Source organism: Haladaptatus marinus (assembly GCF_051194195.1).
This window is the reverse complement of record NZ_JBLZNK010000003.1, coordinates 1,210,237-1,228,848: the sequence shown is the minus strand read 5'-3', so window position 1 is coordinate 1,228,848 and position 18,612 is coordinate 1,210,237. Positions and strand designations below refer to the sequence as shown.

Here is an 18,612-nt window from a genome sequence, read left to right as displayed (position 1 = left end):
TTGTTCTGTTTGCCCCGTGCTTAGGGCTGTTGAACTGGAATGGTTCCGTCTCGGTATTTAAAGTTGAGCACGCGGTGGAACTGGTCGTGAGTACTGACGTTTTTATCACTTCGATGAGAGCGCTGCGATTCGGTGCATAAATGATAAAAATAATAAAAGTGTCGCTAGCTAGTGCTGGTTCTAATACCGCAAAACCGCAACCGCCCACACGCCCCCCAACCGACTCGCTTCGCTCGTCCCTCGCACGCTGTCAGTACAGGCCTTCGGCGGTGAACGCCTCAGGCCTGCGCCAGCGCGCGCCACGTGGAAAATCCGGCCATCTCGAATTGTCACGAACTTCTTCGGCACGCGGTGCGGTAATTAGGAGTCGGAAGTAGCTAGAGTCTCGGTAGAAAACGAGAACAAGTAAACTCAACCATAAGGTGCGACTCTGCAAGAAGTGAAATTCCACAGACTTGTCGTAAAATAAACTGAAACGATACGGAGACGGTACAACAGTCTTTACCCGCGACGAACCCGAACACCAGTCCATGACCGACGCACCCGACTTGGACGAAATCTCGGAAGACGAGTGGCGCGAAGAACTCCAAAACACGCGACAAGAGAAAGACGACTTCTTCGACGAGCACCCACAGTCGCCGATTCCGCCGGAAAAACGCGGCGACTTCGACGGCCTGTCTTACTTCGACCCGGCCCCGGAGTACCAAGTCACCGCGACGGTCGAAACCCACGACGACCCGGAACCGATCGACCTCGACATGACGGCCGGAAATCCGCAGCGATATCTGCACACGATGACGTTTCATTTCGACGTGAACGACCAAGAGCAGTCGCTTGCGGTCTATCAGCAGGAGGGCCAACAGTCGCTATTCGTTCCATTCCGCGACAAGACGACGGGACAGCAGAGCTACGAGAACGGACGCTATCTCGAACTGCATCCCGACCGCAAACTGACCGATGGCGACGAAATCACGCTGGATTTCAACCTCGCCTACTCGCCGTTCTGCGCGTTCAGCGAAACGTTTGCGTGTCCGCTCCCACCCGAGGAAAACTGGCTCGACGTGGCGATTCGCGCGGGCGAACGGACGTGGGACGACCAGTAACCGCCGACTGCTAGTTTCTTTTTCGCTCCCTCGACTCCGATTTCCACTGGAAAGGGAGTTCGACAACCGATTTTTCGTTTGTGGAATATTGTCTTCCTATTCACCACCGAACTATGTTGGCAGAAGACTCTTTTCTAAGTCTGGAAAATGAATTTTTGTGATTGGCGAATTTGGGTGAGAATTTGGAAAGGATTTTTAGGGGCTCACAACCAAGCAATGAATGCCGACGGTGCGGTCGTCGGCTGACAGCATGCCAAACTGCGACCATTGCAACGCGCACGTCTCCGAACAGTTTGCGCGCGTCTTCGCTGACGAACACGGTAACATCCGTGCCTGCCCTGCCTGCTCGGCAAACGCCGGAATCGCCGAGGTGGCACGACAGCGTGCGCAAAAAGCATAGCCCACTGTGGCGAAGGGCGGAAATCGACAGGAACAAAACGAACCACGCAAAGCCTGTCAGGTGTGACCAACCACTGGGTGTACGTCGTCGAATGCTGTGACGGAACTTTTTACACCGGGTATACGACCGACGTGTCGCGCCGCGTCGACGAACACAACGCTGGCGACGGTGCGAAGTACACCCGAGGCAGAACCCCTGTCGAACTCGTTCACTCCGAACGATTCGATTCGAAGTCGACGGCGATGTCTCGCGAATACGAAATCAAACAGTTCAGCCGTGCGCAAAAAGAGAGACTGGTCGATTACTAAGACCGAATCGTTAGTCGTCCGCCGCCGCTTCGTCCGCCTCGGCAGAAGTCACGTCGGGTGTGATGAACGCATATTCTGCTGCCTGCTGACCGAGTTTTCGGGTTCGTTCCTCCAAATCTTCGTCAACGAACTCGCCATCCTCGAACTGCTCGTATGCGTTTCGGATGCCGACCTGATGCGGAAGCACCCAACCGTGAACCCCGCGAACCGTGATTCGCATGTGGTCTAAGGTGCTTGCGTAGGAACCGCCGCCAGCCACCGCAAGGAGGCCGACTGTAGTGTCCTCGAACTCATCGAAGCTACAGTAGTCGTGGACGTTCCGGAACGCCGAGGTGTACGAGCCGTGGTAGACGGGACTGCCGAGAATGACCGAATCTGCCTCTCGAATAATGCGCTTGACCTCGACTGCGTCCTCAGGTTCTTCTTCGTCGGGGTCGAAGATGGGAAGGTCGTACTCCCGCACATCGATGAGTTCGGTGTCTGCACCTGCCTCTTCTGCGGCATCGAGTACGTGCTTCAGGGCGGTTCGTGTATGACTTCCGTCGCGCATGCTTCCACAGACTGCGACGACTTTGGGTGTTGCTTGCATTAATTCTCACTCAGGGGTACGAACGTTTAACCTGCACGCTCTGGGTAGCACGGTTCGATTTTTGCCACATTCCCTCTCCATACCGATTCGTTTCGTGACTTCCCTGCCGCTTCATGGGCGAGACTATTTCCCGAGTGGGCAAGACGGTTTGGGGAAATCGATTTTTGTAGAAATTTTCGTCAACAGTGTGCGACTGTGGCACACGGTGGTTTTTTCGACCGGGACGGTGACGGACGACATATGGAAACGCCGATTTCGTTCGGAACCGACGGCTGGCGAGCGACGCTCGACGAGTTCACCTCGCCGCGCGTGCAGATTGTCGGACAGGCAGTCGCCGACTACCTCCGCGAGGTCGAAGACCGAGCGGGCGACACCGTCGCGGTTAGTTACGATGCCCGGGAAACGTCGCGTGGATTCGCCGAAGACCTCTGTCGAGTGCTCGCGGCAAACGGCTTTGACGTGCTCATTCCCGAACGGGATACGCCGACGCCAATCCTCGCGTGGACGATCACCGACCGCGACCTCGCTGGCGGATTGATGATAACCGCGAGTCACAACCCGCCGGAGTACAACGGCGTGAAATTCATTCCGTCGGACGGCGCGCCCGCCCTTCCCGAAGTGACCGACGAAATCATGTCCAGACTTGCCGACCCCGACCCTCTCTCGGAGGACGAACACGGGGTCGTTCACGAGGAAAATTTCGTCGCACCCTACGAGGAACACGCCTTCGACCTCGTGAAAAGCGACCTGTCCGACCTCTCGGTCGTCTACGACGCCATGCACGGAAGCGGTCGCGGTGTCACCGACAAACTGCTCGAAGATGCCGGTGCGAGCGTCGAACGCCTTCGCTGCGAGCGAGACGCCGAGTTCGGCGGCACCTCGCCGGAACCCGACCCCGACCACTTACAAGAACTCGTTTCGGTGGTCGAAGACGGCGACGCAGACCTCGGCATCGCCAACGACGGGGATGCCGACCGACTCGCAATCGTCACACCTGAACGCGGATATCTGGACGAGAACCTCTTTTTCGCCGCGTTGTACGAGTATCTGCTCGAAGACGATTCGGGCCCAGCGATTCGAACTGTCTCGACCACGTTCCTCATCGACCGAATCGCGGAAGCACACAGCGAGGACGTTTACGAAACTCCGGTCGGATTCAAGTGGGTCGCACAAGCCATCGAGAACCACGATGCACTCGTCGGCGGCGAGGAGAGCGGCGGGTTCACGATTCGCGGACACGTCCGCGAGAAGGATGGCGTCCTGATGGCGCTTCTCGCTGGCGCAATCGCCGAAGAGCGACCATTCGATGCGCGCGTCGATGACCTCCTCTCGGAGTTCGGTGAGATCCACCAGAACAAAATTAGCCTCGACTGTCCCGACGCGGAAAAACAGCGTGTCCTCTCCGACCTCGAAACGGAACTTCCCGACGAAGTCGCTGGTAAGGATGTCGAAGATGTGGTGACCAAAGACGGCTTCAAAATCCTGCTCGAAGACGGTTCGTGGTTGCTCGTCCGACCCAGCGGTACCGAACCAAAGATGCGCATCTACGCCGAGGGCGACAGCGAAACGCGCGTCAGCGAACTGCTCACTGCGGGCGAGAGGTTGGTCGAACCGCTGATTTAGTTCGTACAATTCGCAGTTGGCAGATTCTTTTTTGTGTGTTGATGGGTTGAACCCTCCGCCGATTTGTGTTGCTGTTTCGAGACTTTCTCCTTGCAGCAGCGACACCTTCTTTTGCCGCTCTTGCGCGCTATTTCGGCCGTTGACGGAAATCAGTTCCAAGAACTACTTCCGGACTCGTATATCGATGTTCGCTATACGAAATATCGAAAATAAGTCATTATCGGATTTACAACTCAGTAGGAGAGAGCGAACTGTGACGCAGAATCTTACTCGAACGACAATACGTCGCCGGGATTCAGGTAGTAAAGCGCTGCGAGTCCCACACCGAAGACGACCGCAGTCAGCCCGATGAGGTCGTTTAGTGACGTGTCAAATCCATCCTGAAACACGTACATCGCCATCACGACCGCGAACGCGACCCAGATGAGCGAGAGGCGACGGCGTTTCGTCTCGTCCATGCGGCATCGTTTGCGAACTCGATGTATCAGTGTTCGCTTTCGAGCGTTCCGAAAAGTCGGTCGTCGCTCGACCATTCGATGTCGAACTCCAGCGATTCGTAGAACGGTCGAACTGATGGGTTGAACTCGGCGGTCAGCGTCCCGTAGCGTTCCAGTGCGGTTTCGACCAACTCCCGTCCGATTCCTTGCGCTCGCCGAGCGCGTCGAACCGCGATGGCCTCGATATGCGTGCCGGTGTCGTTGGCTTCTAACACCGCCGTTCCAAGGATTCTCCTCTCTTCTTCCGCCACGAGAACGTGTCCGTTTTCGATTCGCTCGCGAACGAAGTCCGCGTCGGCTTCGAGCATTGCGCCGTCCACGATTCGCATGACAGAGAGATGCTCGTCGGGTGTCGCGGGACGGACGGTCATCCGCCTTTGATGAGCCTGAGTACCTTCACGTGCGCCGCTTCGACGGGTTGGTCTTCCGGCACAGGCCGCCCGTCGACCATCACCGACACCTCGTGCCGACTCAGGCCGACCTCAGACAGCAGGTCGGCGTAGGTTTCGTCGTCCACATCGAACTCGTGGGTGTCCTCGCCGACCACCTCGACGGTTACGTTCATAGCCTTTCTTGCCAGTCTCGTGCCTTCAGCGTGTCGGGGTTCGGCGAGAGAGCGGAGCAGTTCGTCTTCACGCGGTGGGTGACTCGTCGTCGGTGCCCTCCGACGTCGTCTCCGCGTACTCCGGCGTGATTCGCCGCCCCCCCCGGTAGCGCGCCCGCACGCTCATCGCCAGCGCACCGAGTCCGAGGAGGAGAACGATGAACTGGATGAGGCCGCCGAGGATGGGTATCTGATTGATTACGGCGACGACGAGGAGACCGACGAGCAGCGCGAGCCAGCGATTCACCTCGTCGGCTAACGACAACAGCCAGACCCCGACCGTGAACGAACCGTACACCGTGCCGACCCACAGAAGGATGATGAACAGGAACGCTCCGAGGAGCGAGATGGGGATTCCGATGATGGTGATGGCGAAGAGAACGAGCATGAGCGGCACCAAAATGAGCAAGAGGAGGCCAACACCTGCCGAAAGCAGGGGTTCCCCTCGCGCTCGCTCGGCGACGCCATCGGAGAATGCCGGAAACACCGCCAACAGGACTACCCCCAAAAGCAGGTTGACCAAGAAGCCGTACAGCGTGCCGACCCAGTTCGGCACTCGTGGAACCGGTGCTGGACCGACATCGGCCATCGATTCGTCCTGCCGAACCGTCCCCTCGATGGTCGCGCCGGGAGCGCGCTCGAACGTTTCGGCGTCGTAGACGAGATTACCGTTGATAGTCGCGGTTTCGGCGACTCGAAGCGTCTCGCTCGTGATTTGGGTATCACCGCTGACGGTTCCTGCCAATAGCGTGTAACCTGCAGATCCTTCGAGCGACCCGCCGACTGTGCCGGTTCGTGCGAGAACGAAGTTCCCTCCTCCCGATTCGACGTTGCCCGTGACGTTGCCCTCGATGCGAACGTTTCCGGCAAGTGCGGACATGTCCCCGGAAACGGTTCCGGTTCGGGCGATGAGGACGTTTCCGGCGAACGCGGTCAGGTCGCCGTTGATGGTTCCACGGATGACGACATTCCCGGCAGTGGCCGTGAGGTCGTCGTTGACCGTCTCCCCCTGCTCGATGACGACGGTGCCGCCAGTTCGTGTCTGCTCGGCCGTCACTGTCGCGGGTACCGTGGCGAGGAGCAAGATGACGACGAAAAATGTCGTTTTTGCGCGCATGACGACGTATTCGCTATCCGGCCCGAAAGTAATTCAGTCGTTGCGTACGGGAATCGTCGATTGCCCGTGGGAATCGACTGCCTAACTCGGCGCGGAGTCTCGGGGACTTTAAGAACGATAGGTACCTCTGCTGGAACATGAGCGAGGCCGACGAGGAATCCGTTCCCGGGCGCGGAACCATTTGGGTCGAAAAGTACCGGCCACAGACGTTGGACGAAATCGCGGGGCACGAGGAAATCACGGCACGGCTGAAAAGCTACACCGAGACGAACGACCTGCCGAACCTGCTGTTTTCCGGACAGGCAGGTATCGGCAAGACGACGAGTGCCGTCGCCATCGCAAAAGAACTGTACGGCGATAGCTGGCGGACGCATTTCCTCGAACTGAATGCCTCCGACGAGCGCGGCATCGACGTGGTGCGCGACCAAATCAAGAACTTCGCCCGCCACGACCCCGGCGCGGTGGACTTTCAAATCATCTTCTTGGACGAGGCGGATTCCCTGACGAACGACGCGCAGGCCGCCCTCCGCCGGACGATGGAGCAGTTCTCCGACAAGACGCGATTCATCATGTCCTGTAACTACTCCTCGAAGATCATCGACCCGATTCAGTCCCGCTGTGCCGTCTTCCGATTCGGCCCGATTTCGGACGACGCGGTCGCGGAACGAATTCGCTATATCGCGGGCGAAGAGGGTATCGAGACCACCGAAGATGGCGTCGAAGCCCTCGTTTACGCCGCGGATGGTGACATGCGAAAAGCCATCAACGCCCTGCAAGCCGCCGCAGTCATGGGCGAACAAGTGGACGAGGAGAGCGTTTTCGTCATCACCAGCACGGCTCGCCCCGAGGACATCAAGGAGATGGTGAACGATGCTCTCTCCGGGGATTTCACCCGCGCGCGCTCCAAACTGGACGAACTGGTTACCGAGCGCGGGATGGCTGGCGGCGACATCATCGACCAACTCCATCGGTCGGTTTGGGAGTTCGGCTTAGACGACGCCGACGCGGTTCGCGTCCTCGAACGAGTCGGCGAGGCCGACTACCGAATCACGGAGGGCGCGAACGAACGGGTGCAACTCGAAGCGATGTTGGCGTCGCTGGCGCTGAACTGACGGCGGCTTTATCGTGAATTTCCCACTGCGCTCGCGTATAGGCGCCAAAATACCTCTGTTGTCGGTTTCCGATAGACAGAGTCTCACTCCCTATTAGGGGGTAAGTATGTTTATGAAATATAGGGCTCATATACGAAATACGAACCATTTGACGGCCATTACGAGGGATTGCTTCGACAGTACAAAGGACGGCCCTCCGGTGAGGTGACCGACCAACATCGATTTTCCATCACGCGCGAGGAGTACGAAGCCGCGACAGGCGCGCGCTAACGGGCAAATTTCGAATCGTTCACGCCAGAAACGGCAAATTAGCGACCGAACGGTGGGCGGGATTGACGGTTCGTGACGGCGATGACGCCGCCATGGGCAGATATCCGAGAACCACGAGAGACGCACAAATCAAATGCATCGCCTGTAACGCGCCGGTCGTCCAGACCGTCGAAAACGCCTTCATCTGTGTGGGGTGTGGCGAGTCGCCGGTTGCCGCGAATTCGTCCTCGAAGTCAGCACAGTTGTAAACAGATTACTAGTTTCAATCGTCTTTTTTTATCGTTCGCTATAGTCACACGAACATGGTTCAAATTGTCCCCGACGTGACGCTCTCCGGCACTGACCTTCCTTCCTCTGGGGCGGGTCGATGACACCAGTCATCGAAACGGACGGTTTGACGAAACGGTTCGACGACACGACTGTCGTTTCGAATCTGCAACTTACCGTCCCCGAGAAAGCCGTCTACGGCTTTCTCGGCCCGAACGGGGCGGGAAAGACGACGACCATGCGAATGTTGACGACGCTGACCCGGCCGACGAGCGGCACCGCCCGAGTCGGCGGGCAGTCCATCGACAATCGCGACGCGGTCGTCTCCCGAATCGGATTTCTGCCGGAAGAACCGCCGCTATATGACGAACTCACCGCCCGCGAACAATTGCAGTACGTCGCCGGACTCCGCGACATCGATGCGGACGAGCGAATCGGTTCCCTGCTCGACCGCTTGGATCTCGCGGACGATGCGGACGAGCGCGTCAGCACCTATTCGAAGGGGATGAAACAGAAGACGGCGCTGATTCAGGCCATCCTCCACGAACCCGAAGTCGTTTTTCTGGATGAACCGACTTCCGGCTTAGACCCCCGGGCCGCCCGCACCGTCCGCGACCTCATTTCCGAACTCACCGACGACGGGATGACCGTCTTCCTCTCGACACACATCCTCCCGGTTGTCGAAGAACTCGCAGACACCGTCGGCGTGCTTCACGATGGGACTTTGGTCGCCGAAGACTCGCCCGCGAGACTCACCCATCGTGCAGAGAAGGAACAGACCCTCGAAGAGGTGTTCCTCGACGTGACGAGCAAGGAAGAACCGATGGTGTCCCAATGAGTTGGCCACGCTTCGAGAAAAGCGCCAGTATCGCCCGAGTCGAGTATCGGCGAAGCATCCGAGCCATGGTGAAAAATCCCGTTCAACTGCTGGCGTTCGGCTTCTTCCTCCTCGTTTTCGTCGGCGGTTTCACGGTCGGTGGTTCCTACGTTGCCTACAAATTCGGCGACCAAATCGGTCGGATTCCCGAGGTTCTCCTTCTCGATGTCGTGCGCGGCGGCCTCGCTAGTTGGTGGGCCATTCTGACGGCGATAGTGGCCGCGAGGGCGGTCGGACAAACCGGTCGTATCGACCACGAAGCGGGAATGTTGACGACAGTGCCCGCCCGCGATGTCGTCGGTGGTCTCGTCCTCGCGGAGTTCGCCCGGATTGCCTCGGTAGCGGCACTTCCACTGGTCTCGATAAGCGTAGCGTTGAGTGTGGCGCTCGGAACCCCAACCGTCTTCGCGACCATCGTCCTCGCCCTGCTCGGCGTGTTCACGACCGCGGTTCTCGCGGGACACATCGTCGGACTGCTACTCAAGGTTGCATTTGCGCGGTCGGAACTGCTCGCCCAGTACAAATCCGTAATTGCCGTTCTCGGATTCACGATCTACATGGGAACTATCCTGTCGAACACGTTCGGTCGCGTCGTCGCTTCGATTTCGACCCTGTTGCAGGACGCGCCGATGGGGTGGCTCGGCGACGTGTTTGTGCTCGGCATTCCCGGTCTGACTCCCTCGCTTGTCCGCGTCGGTGGTGGGGTTGCGTTCGTCGCGGTCACGATTCCGGTGCTGGTATCGCTCGACGTGCGCACTGCGACGTGGCTCTGGTACGGTGACCAAGTCCAGGTGGAAAATCGAAAATACGAAGCAAGCACGTCGAACGCCGACTTCCTCGCAGGTGCCGTTTCCCGGCCAACCAGAACGGTCATCACGAACGTCTGGCGACGGACGAAACGCGCACCACTTCGGCTCCTGTACGTCGTCTACCCCATCTTCTTCATGACGGTACCGTTGCAAGAGGCGGTTCAAACCGGAACCGTCTCGACGTATCTTGCGGTTTCAATCGCACTCTACGGCGCGTGGGGGGTCGGAGCATCGGCACTCAATCCGCTCGGCGACGAGGGCGCGATGCTTCCGGTGACGCTCACATCCACGATTCGCGGCGGGCAGTTCGTCCGTGGGAACGTCCTCGCCGTGACGCTCGTCGGCCTCCCGTTCGTGGTCGGTTCGACGGCGATCGCGAGCGCACTGAGTCCGCTCGCGCTCGAACGATTGGTCGGACTGACCGTCGGCAGTGCCCTCCTTGGCGTTGCTGGCACCGTAGTTGCGGTCGGCATCGGTACCGCATTTCCGCGGTTCAGTTCGGTTCGCGTGACCCGAAGTCGGCGCGTGGTCGTTCCGAGCAAGTCGGCGTTCGCCGTCTACACGCTCACACTGTTGTTGGGTGCTGGCGGTGCGACAATGGTGGCCAGCTCAGGGGCGGCCCCGGCAACCGCCGGAATCGTGGCGTTCGTCACGGACGTCCTTGGATTCCGAATCGCACTCGACCCCGCCACCCTCCGCATCGGCGGCGGCGCGGTGGCCGTCTTGCTCGGCGTGGTCGCTCCACCGCTCGCCTATCGATACGCGGTTCGGGGCTTCCACGGTTACGTCCTCGACTGATAGCGGCCTTGCGGAACTGTTTTACGCACCGATGGGTGAAGAACTACCAACAATGAGCGAACTCGAGGAGGAGTACCGCCTCGATTATTTCGAGGAAAACGATTTTGTGCGAAAGGAATGCTCCGAGTGTGGAGCGCACTTCTGGACGCGCGACCACGACCGCGAGACCTGTGGGGAACCGCCGTGCGAAGAGTACGGTTTCATCGACGACCCCGGTTTCGAGGAGGAGTACACGCTGTCGGAGATGCGAGAGGTGTTCCTCTCGTTCTTCGAGGAACACGACCACGAGCGAATCGATCCGTATCCGGTCGCCGCAAACCGCTGGCGTGACGACGTGTTGCTGACCCAAGCGTCTATCTACGACTTTCAGCCACTCGTTACCAGCGGCAAGACGCCGCCACCGGCCAACCCGCTGACTATCAGTCAGCCCTGCATCCGAATGCAGGACATCGATAACGTCGGCAAGACGGGTCGGCACACGATGGCCTTCGAGATGATGGCCCATCACGCGTTCAACGTGCGCGACGATGCCGACGAGGAGTACGCCTACGAGGGCGAAGTGTACTGGAAAGACCAGACCGTCGCCTACTGCGACGAACTGTTCGAGTCGGTCGGCGCGGATTTAGACGAAATCACCTATATCGAAGACCCGTGGGTTGGCGGAGGCAACGCAGGTCCCGCAATCGAGGTTATCTACAAGGGTGCGGAACTCGCCACGCTGGTCTTCATGTCGATGGAGCAAGACCCCGACGGCGAGTACGAACTCAAGGACGGCAACCGCTACTCGCCGATGGACACGTACATCGTGGATACTGGATACGGACTCGAACGCTGGACGTGGATGAGTCAGGGCACCCCGACCGTCTACGAGGCGGTATATCCCGACATGATCGAGTTCCTTCGGGAGAACGCCGAAATCGAGCACTCCGAGGACGAAGACGAACTCGTCCACCGCGCCGCGAAACTCGCGGGGCACATGGATATCGACGAGGCCGAGGACATGGAGGCCGCTCGCGACAACATCGCGGACAAACTCGACGTCTCCACACACGAACTCGAATCGCTGGTCGAACCGCTTGAAACCATCTATGCTATCGCCGACCACAGCAGGGCGCTTGCCTACATGTTCGGCGACGGTATCGTCCCGAGCAACGTCTCCACCGGCTATCTCGCCCGGATGGTGCTCCGACGGACGAAGCGACTCTGCGACACTGTCGGCGTCGATGCGCCGCTGGACGAACTCGTGGACATGCAGGCCGAGCGACTCGGCTACGAGAACCGCGACACTATCCGCGACATCGTCCGGACGGAGGTCGAGAAATACCGTGAGACGCTCGAACAGGGTGGTCGCAGAGTGCGACGACTCGCCAAACAACACGCCGAGGAGGGTAAATCGATTCCGACCTCGACGCTCGTGGAACTGTACGATTCCCACGGTCTGCAACCCGATATGGTCGAGGAAATCGCCGATGAGTTCGGCGTCTCGGTCGAGGTTCCCGACGACTTCTACAGTCTCGTCGCGGATCGCCACGATGGCGGACAGGCCTTCGAGGAAGAGGAATCCGCGGACGACCGTCTCAACGACCTTCCGAAAACCGACCGGTTGTACTACGAAGACCAGTATCGCACCGATTTCGAGGCCGTCGTCCTCGACGTGTTTGAGCGTGAGGATGGCTACGACGTAGTGCTCGACCAGACGATGTTTTACCCCGAAGGTGGTGGCCAACCGGGTGACCACGGCGCGCTCTCGACGGACGAGAAGACGGTGTCGGTCACTGATTCCCAAATCGATAACGGTGTTATCCTGCATCACACCAACGAACCGGTGGATAAGGGCGATATCGTCCGCGGTAAAATCGACGCACAGCGTCGTCGCCGACTCATGCGCCACCATACGGCAACGCACATCGTCGTCCACGCGGCCCGGCAGGTGCTGGGCGACCACATCCGACAGGCCGGTGCGCAGAAGGGAACCGACAGTTCGCGCATCGACGTGCGCCACTACGAGCGTATCGACCGCGAAACCGCGCGAGAAATCGAACTGCTGGCGAACGAAATCGTCATGGAGAACACGACGGTACAACAGGAGTGGCCGAACCGCCACGAAGCCGAAGAGGAGTTCGGCTTCGACCTGTATCAGGGTGGTATCCCGGCCGGGACGAACATCCGTCTCATCCACGTCGCGGAGGACGTGCAGGCCTGCGGTGGGACACACGTCCGCCGAACCGGCGACGTTGGCTGTATCAAACTCTTGAACACTGAGCGCGTGCAGGACGGTGTCGAACGACTCACCTTCGCCGCGGGCGACGCTGCAATCGAGGCGACGCAGCGAACCGAGGACTCCCTCCAGTCCGCCGCGGATATCCTCGACGTTGCTCCCCTGGACGTTCCGGAAACTGCAGAGCGGTTCTTCGAGGAGTGGAAGGCTCGCGGCAAGCAAATCGAGAACCTGAAAGAGCAACTCGCCGAGGCCCGCGCCAGCGGGTCGGGCGGCGGCGAGGAAATCGAAGTCGGCGACACGACCGCTGTCATCCAGCGAATTGACGCCGACATGGACGAACTCCGCGCAACCGCGAACGCGATGGCCGAGGAAGGAAAAATCGCCGTCATCGGAAGCGGTGCTGACGGCGCACAGTTCGTCGTCGCGGTACCGGACGGTGTCTCGCTGAACGCCGGTGAAGTCGTCGGCGAACTTGCCACCCGCGTCGGCGGTGGCGGCGGCGGCCCTGCCGACTTCGCGCAGGGTGGCGGCCCCGATGCCGACAAACTGGACGAGGCGTTGGAAGACGCGCCGGACGTGCTCCAGCAGGTCAAAAACGCGTAATCGTCGTCGAGCGCCACATACTTCCCGGATCGCTTTCGTTGGTCGGACGTGTTATCTAAATTTCAGACAGTATTCATCTGATAGCTGTTTCTTTGTCCGCATGGAGTTGTCAACCCGACTTGTCGCGATGATCTGCGGGCTGATTGGTGTATTTCTAGCTCTCAGACCCGTGTGGCCGTCCGAATGACAGATGACTCAATCGAAGGGCGTACCTGGAACGACCCCGGCCCCATTCGCCGTGGTTTCCTCCGAGTATTTAGTGTCTGTTTCGCCGTCGTGTGGTTTACTATCGCACGTACCGGACTGGTACCGTTTTGAATTTCCTCCTATTGGGGAATTTGGCACCTCGGCGCGATATGATTATTTATTGTCATTTTTGGCTAGTGGACGCTGCTATTCGAGCGTTGTCTCCGATTTTACTACTCATTTCGATCGCTCCCGAAAATTCAGGAAAAGCTATTCTCCGGCCTTGAGAACGCTGAAATCGTGTAGTATTTGAGACCGACAAATTCGGTCGTCTTCGGCTGTTTGCTTTCCATACACTGATAAAAGCTATACGAAATCGGCATCTGTGGGGAAAGATGGATCCGATGACCACACACGATTCGGACAATATGTTCAAGTTCTTAGCAGTGTTACTAGTTGGGCGAATGATACCAGACTTTCCCAACCGGGGCTCGATACGTGGTGTCCCGAAGTTCGTGAAAATCCAAGGGCGCGAGCAGCAAGAGGCGTCATCTCATACAGTGGTTGAACGATGAATTTTCTCCGAATTCTCCCGCTTGCAATCGTGATGATCGCTGGACCACAGATTCTCAGTGCCATTTTTCTCGCCACGAGCAGAAACTGGCGGCGAAATTCCGCCGCATTCGTCTCCGGCGCGGCGCTCTCGATCTCCCTCATTGTCCTGGTTGCCTACTTGCTCGGCAACGGCGCGAGGGGTCAAGGAACCTCGAACGAGACGATCCAGGTCATCGTCCTCGCTCTGCTCCTCGCCGCCATGGTGCACACCTATCTGACGCGAGAGGAGTCGGAGCCGCCGAAATGGATGGGAAAGTTGGAGAGGGCGAGTCCGAGATTCTCGTTCCGGCTTGGCTTTCTGCTGTTGGGATTTTTCCCAACCGACATTCTCACCTCGACCGCAGTCGGTTCTTACCTCGCCGGAAACGGACTTCCGTGGACGGACTCCATCCCCTTCATCGCTCTCACGCTTCTGTTTTTGGGGTTTCCTTCGCTCATCCTGCTTGCCTTCGGCGACCGAGCGGAGAGGTTCCTTCCGAAAGCACGGGACTGGATGAACAGGAACTCGTGGGTCGTCAACGAAATCGTGATCCTGCTTTTCATCGCCATGACGCTCAACGACCTCCTCGGATAGTCGAATTTGATTCCGCGTCGTGAGTGTCTGGTGTCAATGTTTTAGGCAGACCAAAAAGCCTAAGCCATAGTTTAGGCAAGCCTAAACACATGTCTGGAGCACCTGCGGAGATTCCGACCCGTCGTGAGTACCTCAAGGGTAGCGGTGCCCTCATCGGCGGCGGTCTGCTCGCCGGTTGTACGAGCGACAGTTCGGGAACGAATTCGAACGGAACGACCGGTCAATCAACGACGGGAACGACTGCTGACGCTGGCCCGTATTCGGTGACGATGGCACCGATGGGTGAAGTCGAGTTCGATAGCGTCCCCGAGACCGTCTTTTCGATATTTCCACAGTACGCCGATATGGCGGTCGCGCTCGGACATGGGGACGCGATAAATTCGATTTACGTCCCCGAAATGTCCGGTAAGACGATGAACACCTATTACGAACGACTGGATGGTGTCTCTTTCGACTGGAAAGGACTTCCAGACCCGCTCAAAAACGGGTTGAGCAAGGAAATGTTCTATCAGCTCGACAGCGACGTTCACTTCGTTGACCCGGCCTACGTCAGTACGCAGAAAAACTGGTCGAAATCGGATGTCGAGGATATCCGGAACAACGTCGGTTCGTGGTTCGGGAACTTCTACAGCGGCACTCACGACAAACCACCGGAAGGCTACCGCGACGGGTATCAGTATTACGACCTGTGGGAGATGTTCGGAACGGTCGCCGAAGTGTTCCAAGAACAGGAGCGCTATCAGGCACTGAAAAAGATTCACGACAACGCGCTCGCGAAGATCGAGGACAGCCTACCACCGAAAAGCGAGCGACCGACGGCAGTTCGCGTCACCTACAGTAACGGGAAGTTCTACACCTATCACCTCAACAAACCCGGCTACTGGCTGGCGGACACCCGTCCGCTGGGTACGACGGACGCCTTTGCCGAGGAAGACTGGGGCAGTCTGTGGGGGACGGTCGATTTCGAGACGATGCTCGAAGCCGACCCGGACGTTATCCTGCATCTCTGGGGACTCTCGCCGGGATACTATCTCGACGAGATTCAAACGAAGATCGAGAACCACTCGGCTGGACAACAGCTCTCCGCGATTCAGAACGACCGCTTCTTTGCGGCCGGAATGCGCTATCAAGGTCCCATCATGAACCTGTTCCAGTTGGAGATGACTGCCAAGCAGTTATATCCCGAGCAGTTCGGCGAGTGGCCGGGGTACGTGACCGGCAAACCATTCCCGGAAATCCCCAAGGACGAACAATTGTTCGACCGACAGAAGCTCTCGGACGTAATCGCCGGGAACTTCTGACGCGATTTACGTCACCATCTTGCCGGTTTTCCGGCAGTATCCGGTTTTACGCAGTAGAGTGCGGCCGAGTGAATCTCGACCGGACTCCACGGTTCGAACTCGCCCTGACCACACATGTTCCACCACCGATTTTCCTCCCGATTCCAGTAGACGCCGTTGAAGTTGAGTTCGACGCAGTACCACTCTCCCTTCGTCCATGATAAAATCGACACCTCACGTTGTCTCGGCGAACTCGGCGGCGATACGGTCGGCGTATTTCCGCGGCTCGGCGAGGTCTACGTCTGCAACCATTGATTCGAGGTACTGATAGCCGTCCGCACAGACGTACGACGCTTTCTCCGCAGTCGTCGGGGTTTGACCGATGACGCGTCCTTCATCGACAAAGAAACGAACTGAGGGGTGACAGGTGTGTGTCGGATGGGGGCAGAAATCGAAATCGAGCCATTCGCGTACGACGAGCGCTCCTCCGTGTGGCCACACTTGCTGGTCGTTCTGGTTGAGCAGCGACTCCACGATTCTGTCGATAACTGTCTCATCGGGCCGGTGGATGAACGACCCGTCGCGAAGCCGAACCGTGGCCGCTTTGACTTGCGTTCTGACGAACGCCCGGTCGTACTCGTTTCGCTCCATGAACGCGAGAATCTCGTCCGTTTCCCATCGGTAAGAATCATCGGCCGTCTCGAATGTGACGAACGTCGTCTTCGGAAGGGGAACATCTATCGTCCGAATGCGCGACCAGTAGTAGTCGAATCGACAACGTTCGTCCTCGAAATCGGTGACGTAGAGTGAAACTGGAGACATGGCCGTGAAACTGTTCAACTGCGTGTGATATTGCGATGCCGCCGCGATTACCCCGTTTGCTCGACTCGACGAACCGGAATCCTATCCCGAAATGTGGGATTTGATATAGCGAAATAGGATTCATTTCGACACAGGGTCGTAACTCACAGTTTCGCTCGTCTACGTCTCTCACATCTATGCGTTGGGTGATTGCTCGTTGCTATTCGAGTCCGGTAGCGTGGTATCTTCGCGCCCGTATCCGTGTCCGACCACTAACGAGATGAGGTGTATCACGAGCAGGGCGACGAAGATGCTGACATCCGGTTTGAACCCTGTGAAGAGAAGCGGAACGTAGAACAGCGGAAGCGACACGGATGCCCAAAAGCTGATGAATTGAATCGGGAAGACGATGATTTGTGTGACGAGTGGCTGACCAGTTCCATCACGGACATATATCTATCCACGACGTATCTATTGAATACTATTCTTCACATAATACTGATTATCTGTTGTATAACCTAGTTATACGGCTTATTGCCCGTGAATCATCGGAATCTGTGCCATGCAGTAATTCGACCGACATCCGTGAATTGTGGATTTCAGTGATAGGAATTATGTCTATCAAATTGGAATTTTCTTCAGTGCGCGGTATTTTCACCGGTATTCGATGTTCCCGCTGATTCGTAGACTCAGGTCGAAAGACCCAGAACCGCATTCGCGGCTGCTTCGACATCGTCGGTCTGCTCCTCGGGGGCGTAGACGCCGAGTCGCCACTGGGTTCGTTGCGATGCCTGCAATCCTTGCACTAGCGGTGACTGCTCCGCTAACCGTCTGACCTCTCCGTTGACGACGACTCGACTGGATGATTCCGGCATCCTCGGTTCGCCGGGATTGTCGAGCAAAACTGCTTCCGGAGACACGCCAGCGCTCGTGGCAATCTCACGTTCGAACTCGCGAATCACATCGTGGTCGGCCCCCACTATTTCTGCGGGAACGGCGTCCCACTCGACCCAGACCGCGCGTTTGAACAGGTTTCGCTCGGCGATTCGGCCGGCCATCGACGACGTTGTCTTGCAGGTTTGTAGCGCGGCGAGCAGTTCGGCGTCGGTGAACCGTTGGAACTCCTCGGGCGTGATGTCGGTCGAATCGAGCAGTCGCTCGCTCGTTCGTTCCAGCATCGCTCCCGCAATTCGGGAGACGTGATGACGATAGACCGTCGCGTTCATCAGCGCGCGCGCCACGAGGAGGCTTTCGGCAGTCGGGACGTTCCCTTCTGCCAATACGAGTTGCCCGTCGGCGAATCGGAGCGCGCCGAGCAGTCGCCCGTAATCGACGGTACCGTACGGAACCCCGGTGTGGTGGGCATCCCGAACGAGATAGTCCATCCTATCCACGTCGAGTTCGCCCGCCACGAGTTGGCCGAGTTCCCCCTCGCCCGCGACGAGTCCGGCGACTTCGTCGGGATTCAGGTCATGGCGTTCGAGCACGTCGGCGAGTTCGCCTCGGGAGAGCAGGTCTGTGACTTCGTCATGGTGTCGCCCCAACCGCCGTTCGATGATACCCTCGGTTTGGTGGCCGTAGGGACCGTGCCCCACGTCGTGGAGGAGCGCGGCGGCCTGCACGGCTTTCGCTCGATGGCCGTCGATACCGAGACGGTCGAGTGCTCGTCCGGCGAGGTGGGCGACGCCGATGCTGTGTTCGAATCGCGTGTGACTAGCGGAGGGGTACACCAATCGAACCGTGCTCAACTGCTTGATGTGCCGGAGTCGCTGAACAGGGGCCGTGTCCAATAGCTCTTCGGCGACCGGTGGGAGTTCCACGTAGTCGTGGACGCTGTCCTTGATAGCCTGCATCGGATGTATGTGTTCTGATGGGATTGAGTAAAGTGTCTGGATTTTTCTCGGTGCGAGAGTAGTCTATTCCGAACTGGCTGAAGAGGGTAGCAGGGAGCAACGCAC

General features: G+C 58.3%; 20 protein-coding genes. 11 read left to right on the top strand and 9 right to left on the bottom strand.

The window, feature by feature from the left end; translation table 11 throughout:
- Positions 1 to 530 precede the first annotated feature (530 nt).
- The 3 genes from ACN2TU_RS12620 (at position 531) to ACN2TU_RS12610 (ending at position 1,811) form a co-directional block, all read left to right on the top strand.
- Positions 531 to 1,103, top strand: coding sequence for a DUF1684 domain-containing protein (locus tag ACN2TU_RS12620; protein ID WP_435155743.1), 573 nt, complete (start codon positions 531 to 533; stop codon positions 1,101 to 1,103).
- Positions 1,104 to 1,353: 250 nt separating this feature from the next.
- On the top strand, positions 1,354 to 1,503 hold the full coding sequence (locus ACN2TU_RS12615) for a DUF7563 family protein (protein ID WP_435156189.1): 150 nt from the start codon (positions 1,354 to 1,356) through the stop codon (positions 1,501 to 1,503).
- Between the two features lie 62 nt (positions 1,504 to 1,565).
- A complete protein-coding gene (locus tag ACN2TU_RS12610) occupies positions 1,566 to 1,811 on the top strand; it encodes a GIY-YIG nuclease family protein (RefSeq protein WP_435155741.1) in 246 nt (81 codons plus the stop codon).
- A 10-nt stretch (positions 1,812 to 1,821) separates the two neighbouring features.
- Here ACN2TU_RS12610 and ACN2TU_RS12605 read toward each other — a convergent pair whose 3' ends face one another.
- Positions 1,822 to 2,400 (bottom strand): NADPH-dependent FMN reductase, encoded by a 579-nt coding sequence (locus tag ACN2TU_RS12605; RefSeq protein WP_435155740.1) that lies wholly within the window; start codon positions 2,398 to 2,400, stop codon positions 1,822 to 1,824.
- A gap of 240 nt (positions 2,401 to 2,640) precedes the next feature.
- Between ACN2TU_RS12605 and ACN2TU_RS12600 the strand changes: the two genes are divergently transcribed.
- A complete protein-coding gene (locus tag ACN2TU_RS12600) occupies positions 2,641 to 4,023 on the top strand; it encodes a phosphoglucomutase/phosphomannomutase family protein (RefSeq protein ID WP_435155739.1) in 1,383 nt (460 codons plus the stop codon).
- Positions 4,024 to 4,289: 266 nt separating this feature from the next.
- On the opposite strand, the gene ACN2TU_RS12595 is transcribed toward ACN2TU_RS12600, so the two are convergent.
- From ACN2TU_RS12595 to ACN2TU_RS12580, 4 genes are all read right to left on the bottom strand, one after another.
- Positions 4,290 to 4,481 (bottom strand): hypothetical protein, encoded by a 192-nt coding sequence (locus ACN2TU_RS12595; protein WP_435155737.1) that lies wholly within the window; start codon positions 4,479 to 4,481, stop codon positions 4,290 to 4,292.
- Positions 4,482 to 4,507: 26 nt separating this feature from the next.
- Complete coding sequence (locus tag ACN2TU_RS12590) at positions 4,508 to 4,891, bottom strand: GNAT family N-acetyltransferase (RefSeq protein WP_435155736.1); 384 nt, start codon at positions 4,889 to 4,891, stop codon at positions 4,508 to 4,510.
- Positions 4,888 to 5,085 carry a ubiquitin-like small modifier protein SAMP2 gene (gene samp2, locus ACN2TU_RS12585; RefSeq protein ID WP_435155734.1) on the bottom strand — a complete coding sequence of 66 codons (198 nt, stop codon included), beginning with the start codon at positions 5,083 to 5,085 and terminating at the stop codon, positions 4,888 to 4,890. Before samp2 ends, ACN2TU_RS12590 begins: the two co-directional genes overlap by 4 nt.
- Before the next feature lie 67 nt (positions 5,086 to 5,152).
- Positions 5,153 to 6,241, bottom strand: a complete 1,089-nt coding sequence (locus ACN2TU_RS12580; RefSeq protein WP_435155732.1) for a bactofilin family protein — start codon at positions 6,239 to 6,241, stop codon at positions 5,153 to 5,155.
- A gap of 137 nt (positions 6,242 to 6,378) precedes the next feature.
- Between ACN2TU_RS12580 and ACN2TU_RS12575 the strand changes: the two genes are divergently transcribed.
- From ACN2TU_RS12575 to ACN2TU_RS12545, 7 genes are all read left to right on the top strand, one after another.
- Complete coding sequence (locus tag ACN2TU_RS12575) at positions 6,379 to 7,353, top strand: replication factor C small subunit (RefSeq protein ID WP_435155731.1); 975 nt, start codon at positions 6,379 to 6,381, stop codon at positions 7,351 to 7,353.
- Positions 7,354 to 7,685: 332 nt separating this feature from the next.
- On the top strand, positions 7,686 to 7,871 hold the full coding sequence (locus ACN2TU_RS12570) for a hypothetical protein (protein WP_435155730.1): 186 nt from the start codon (positions 7,686 to 7,688) through the stop codon (positions 7,869 to 7,871).
- 119 nt (positions 7,872 to 7,990) lie between these two features.
- Positions 7,991 to 8,728, top strand: a complete 738-nt coding sequence (locus tag ACN2TU_RS12565; RefSeq protein WP_435155729.1) for an ABC transporter ATP-binding protein — start codon at positions 7,991 to 7,993, stop codon at positions 8,726 to 8,728.
- Positions 8,725 to 10,374 (top strand): hypothetical protein, encoded by a 1,650-nt coding sequence (locus ACN2TU_RS12560; RefSeq protein WP_435155728.1) that lies wholly within the window; start codon positions 8,725 to 8,727, stop codon positions 10,372 to 10,374. Before ACN2TU_RS12565 ends, ACN2TU_RS12560 begins: the two co-directional genes overlap by 4 nt.
- A gap of 52 nt (positions 10,375 to 10,426) precedes the next feature.
- A complete protein-coding gene (alaS, locus tag ACN2TU_RS12555; protein ID WP_435155727.1) occupies positions 10,427 to 13,198 on the top strand; it encodes an alanine--tRNA ligase in 2,772 nt (923 codons plus the stop codon).
- 757 nt (positions 13,199 to 13,955) lie between these two features.
- Entirely contained in the window at positions 13,956 to 14,573 is a 618-nt protein-coding gene (locus tag ACN2TU_RS12550; protein ID WP_435155726.1) for a GAP family protein, read from the top strand.
- Between the two features lie 89 nt (positions 14,574 to 14,662).
- On the top strand, positions 14,663 to 15,874 hold the full coding sequence (locus tag ACN2TU_RS12545) for an ABC transporter substrate-binding protein (RefSeq protein ID WP_435155725.1): 1,212 nt from the start codon (positions 14,663 to 14,665) through the stop codon (positions 15,872 to 15,874).
- A gap of 11 nt (positions 15,875 to 15,885) precedes the next feature.
- Here the strand turns inward: ACN2TU_RS12545 and ACN2TU_RS12540 are convergent, their stop codons facing one another.
- The 4 genes from ACN2TU_RS12540 to ACN2TU_RS12525 all read right to left on the bottom strand — a co-directional run bounded on the left by ACN2TU_RS12540 (position 15,886) and on the right by ACN2TU_RS12525 (position 18,507).
- Positions 15,886 to 16,086, bottom strand: a complete 201-nt coding sequence (locus ACN2TU_RS12540) for a hypothetical protein (RefSeq protein WP_435155724.1) — start codon at positions 16,084 to 16,086, stop codon at positions 15,886 to 15,888.
- Between the two features lies 1 nt (position 16,087).
- Positions 16,088 to 16,675, bottom strand: coding sequence for a hypothetical protein (locus tag ACN2TU_RS12535; RefSeq protein WP_435155723.1), 588 nt, complete (start codon positions 16,673 to 16,675; stop codon positions 16,088 to 16,090).
- Positions 16,676 to 16,849: 174 nt separating this feature from the next.
- Positions 16,850 to 17,065: a DUF8028 family protein gene (locus ACN2TU_RS12530; protein ID WP_472850206.1), complete on the bottom strand. Its 216-nt coding sequence runs from the start codon at positions 17,063 to 17,065 to the stop codon at positions 16,850 to 16,852.
- A 278-nt stretch (positions 17,066 to 17,343) separates the two neighbouring features.
- Positions 17,344 to 18,507, bottom strand: coding sequence for an HD domain-containing protein (locus ACN2TU_RS12525; protein ID WP_435155721.1), 1,164 nt, complete (start codon positions 18,505 to 18,507; stop codon positions 17,344 to 17,346).
- Positions 18,508 to 18,612: the final 105 nt, after the last annotated feature.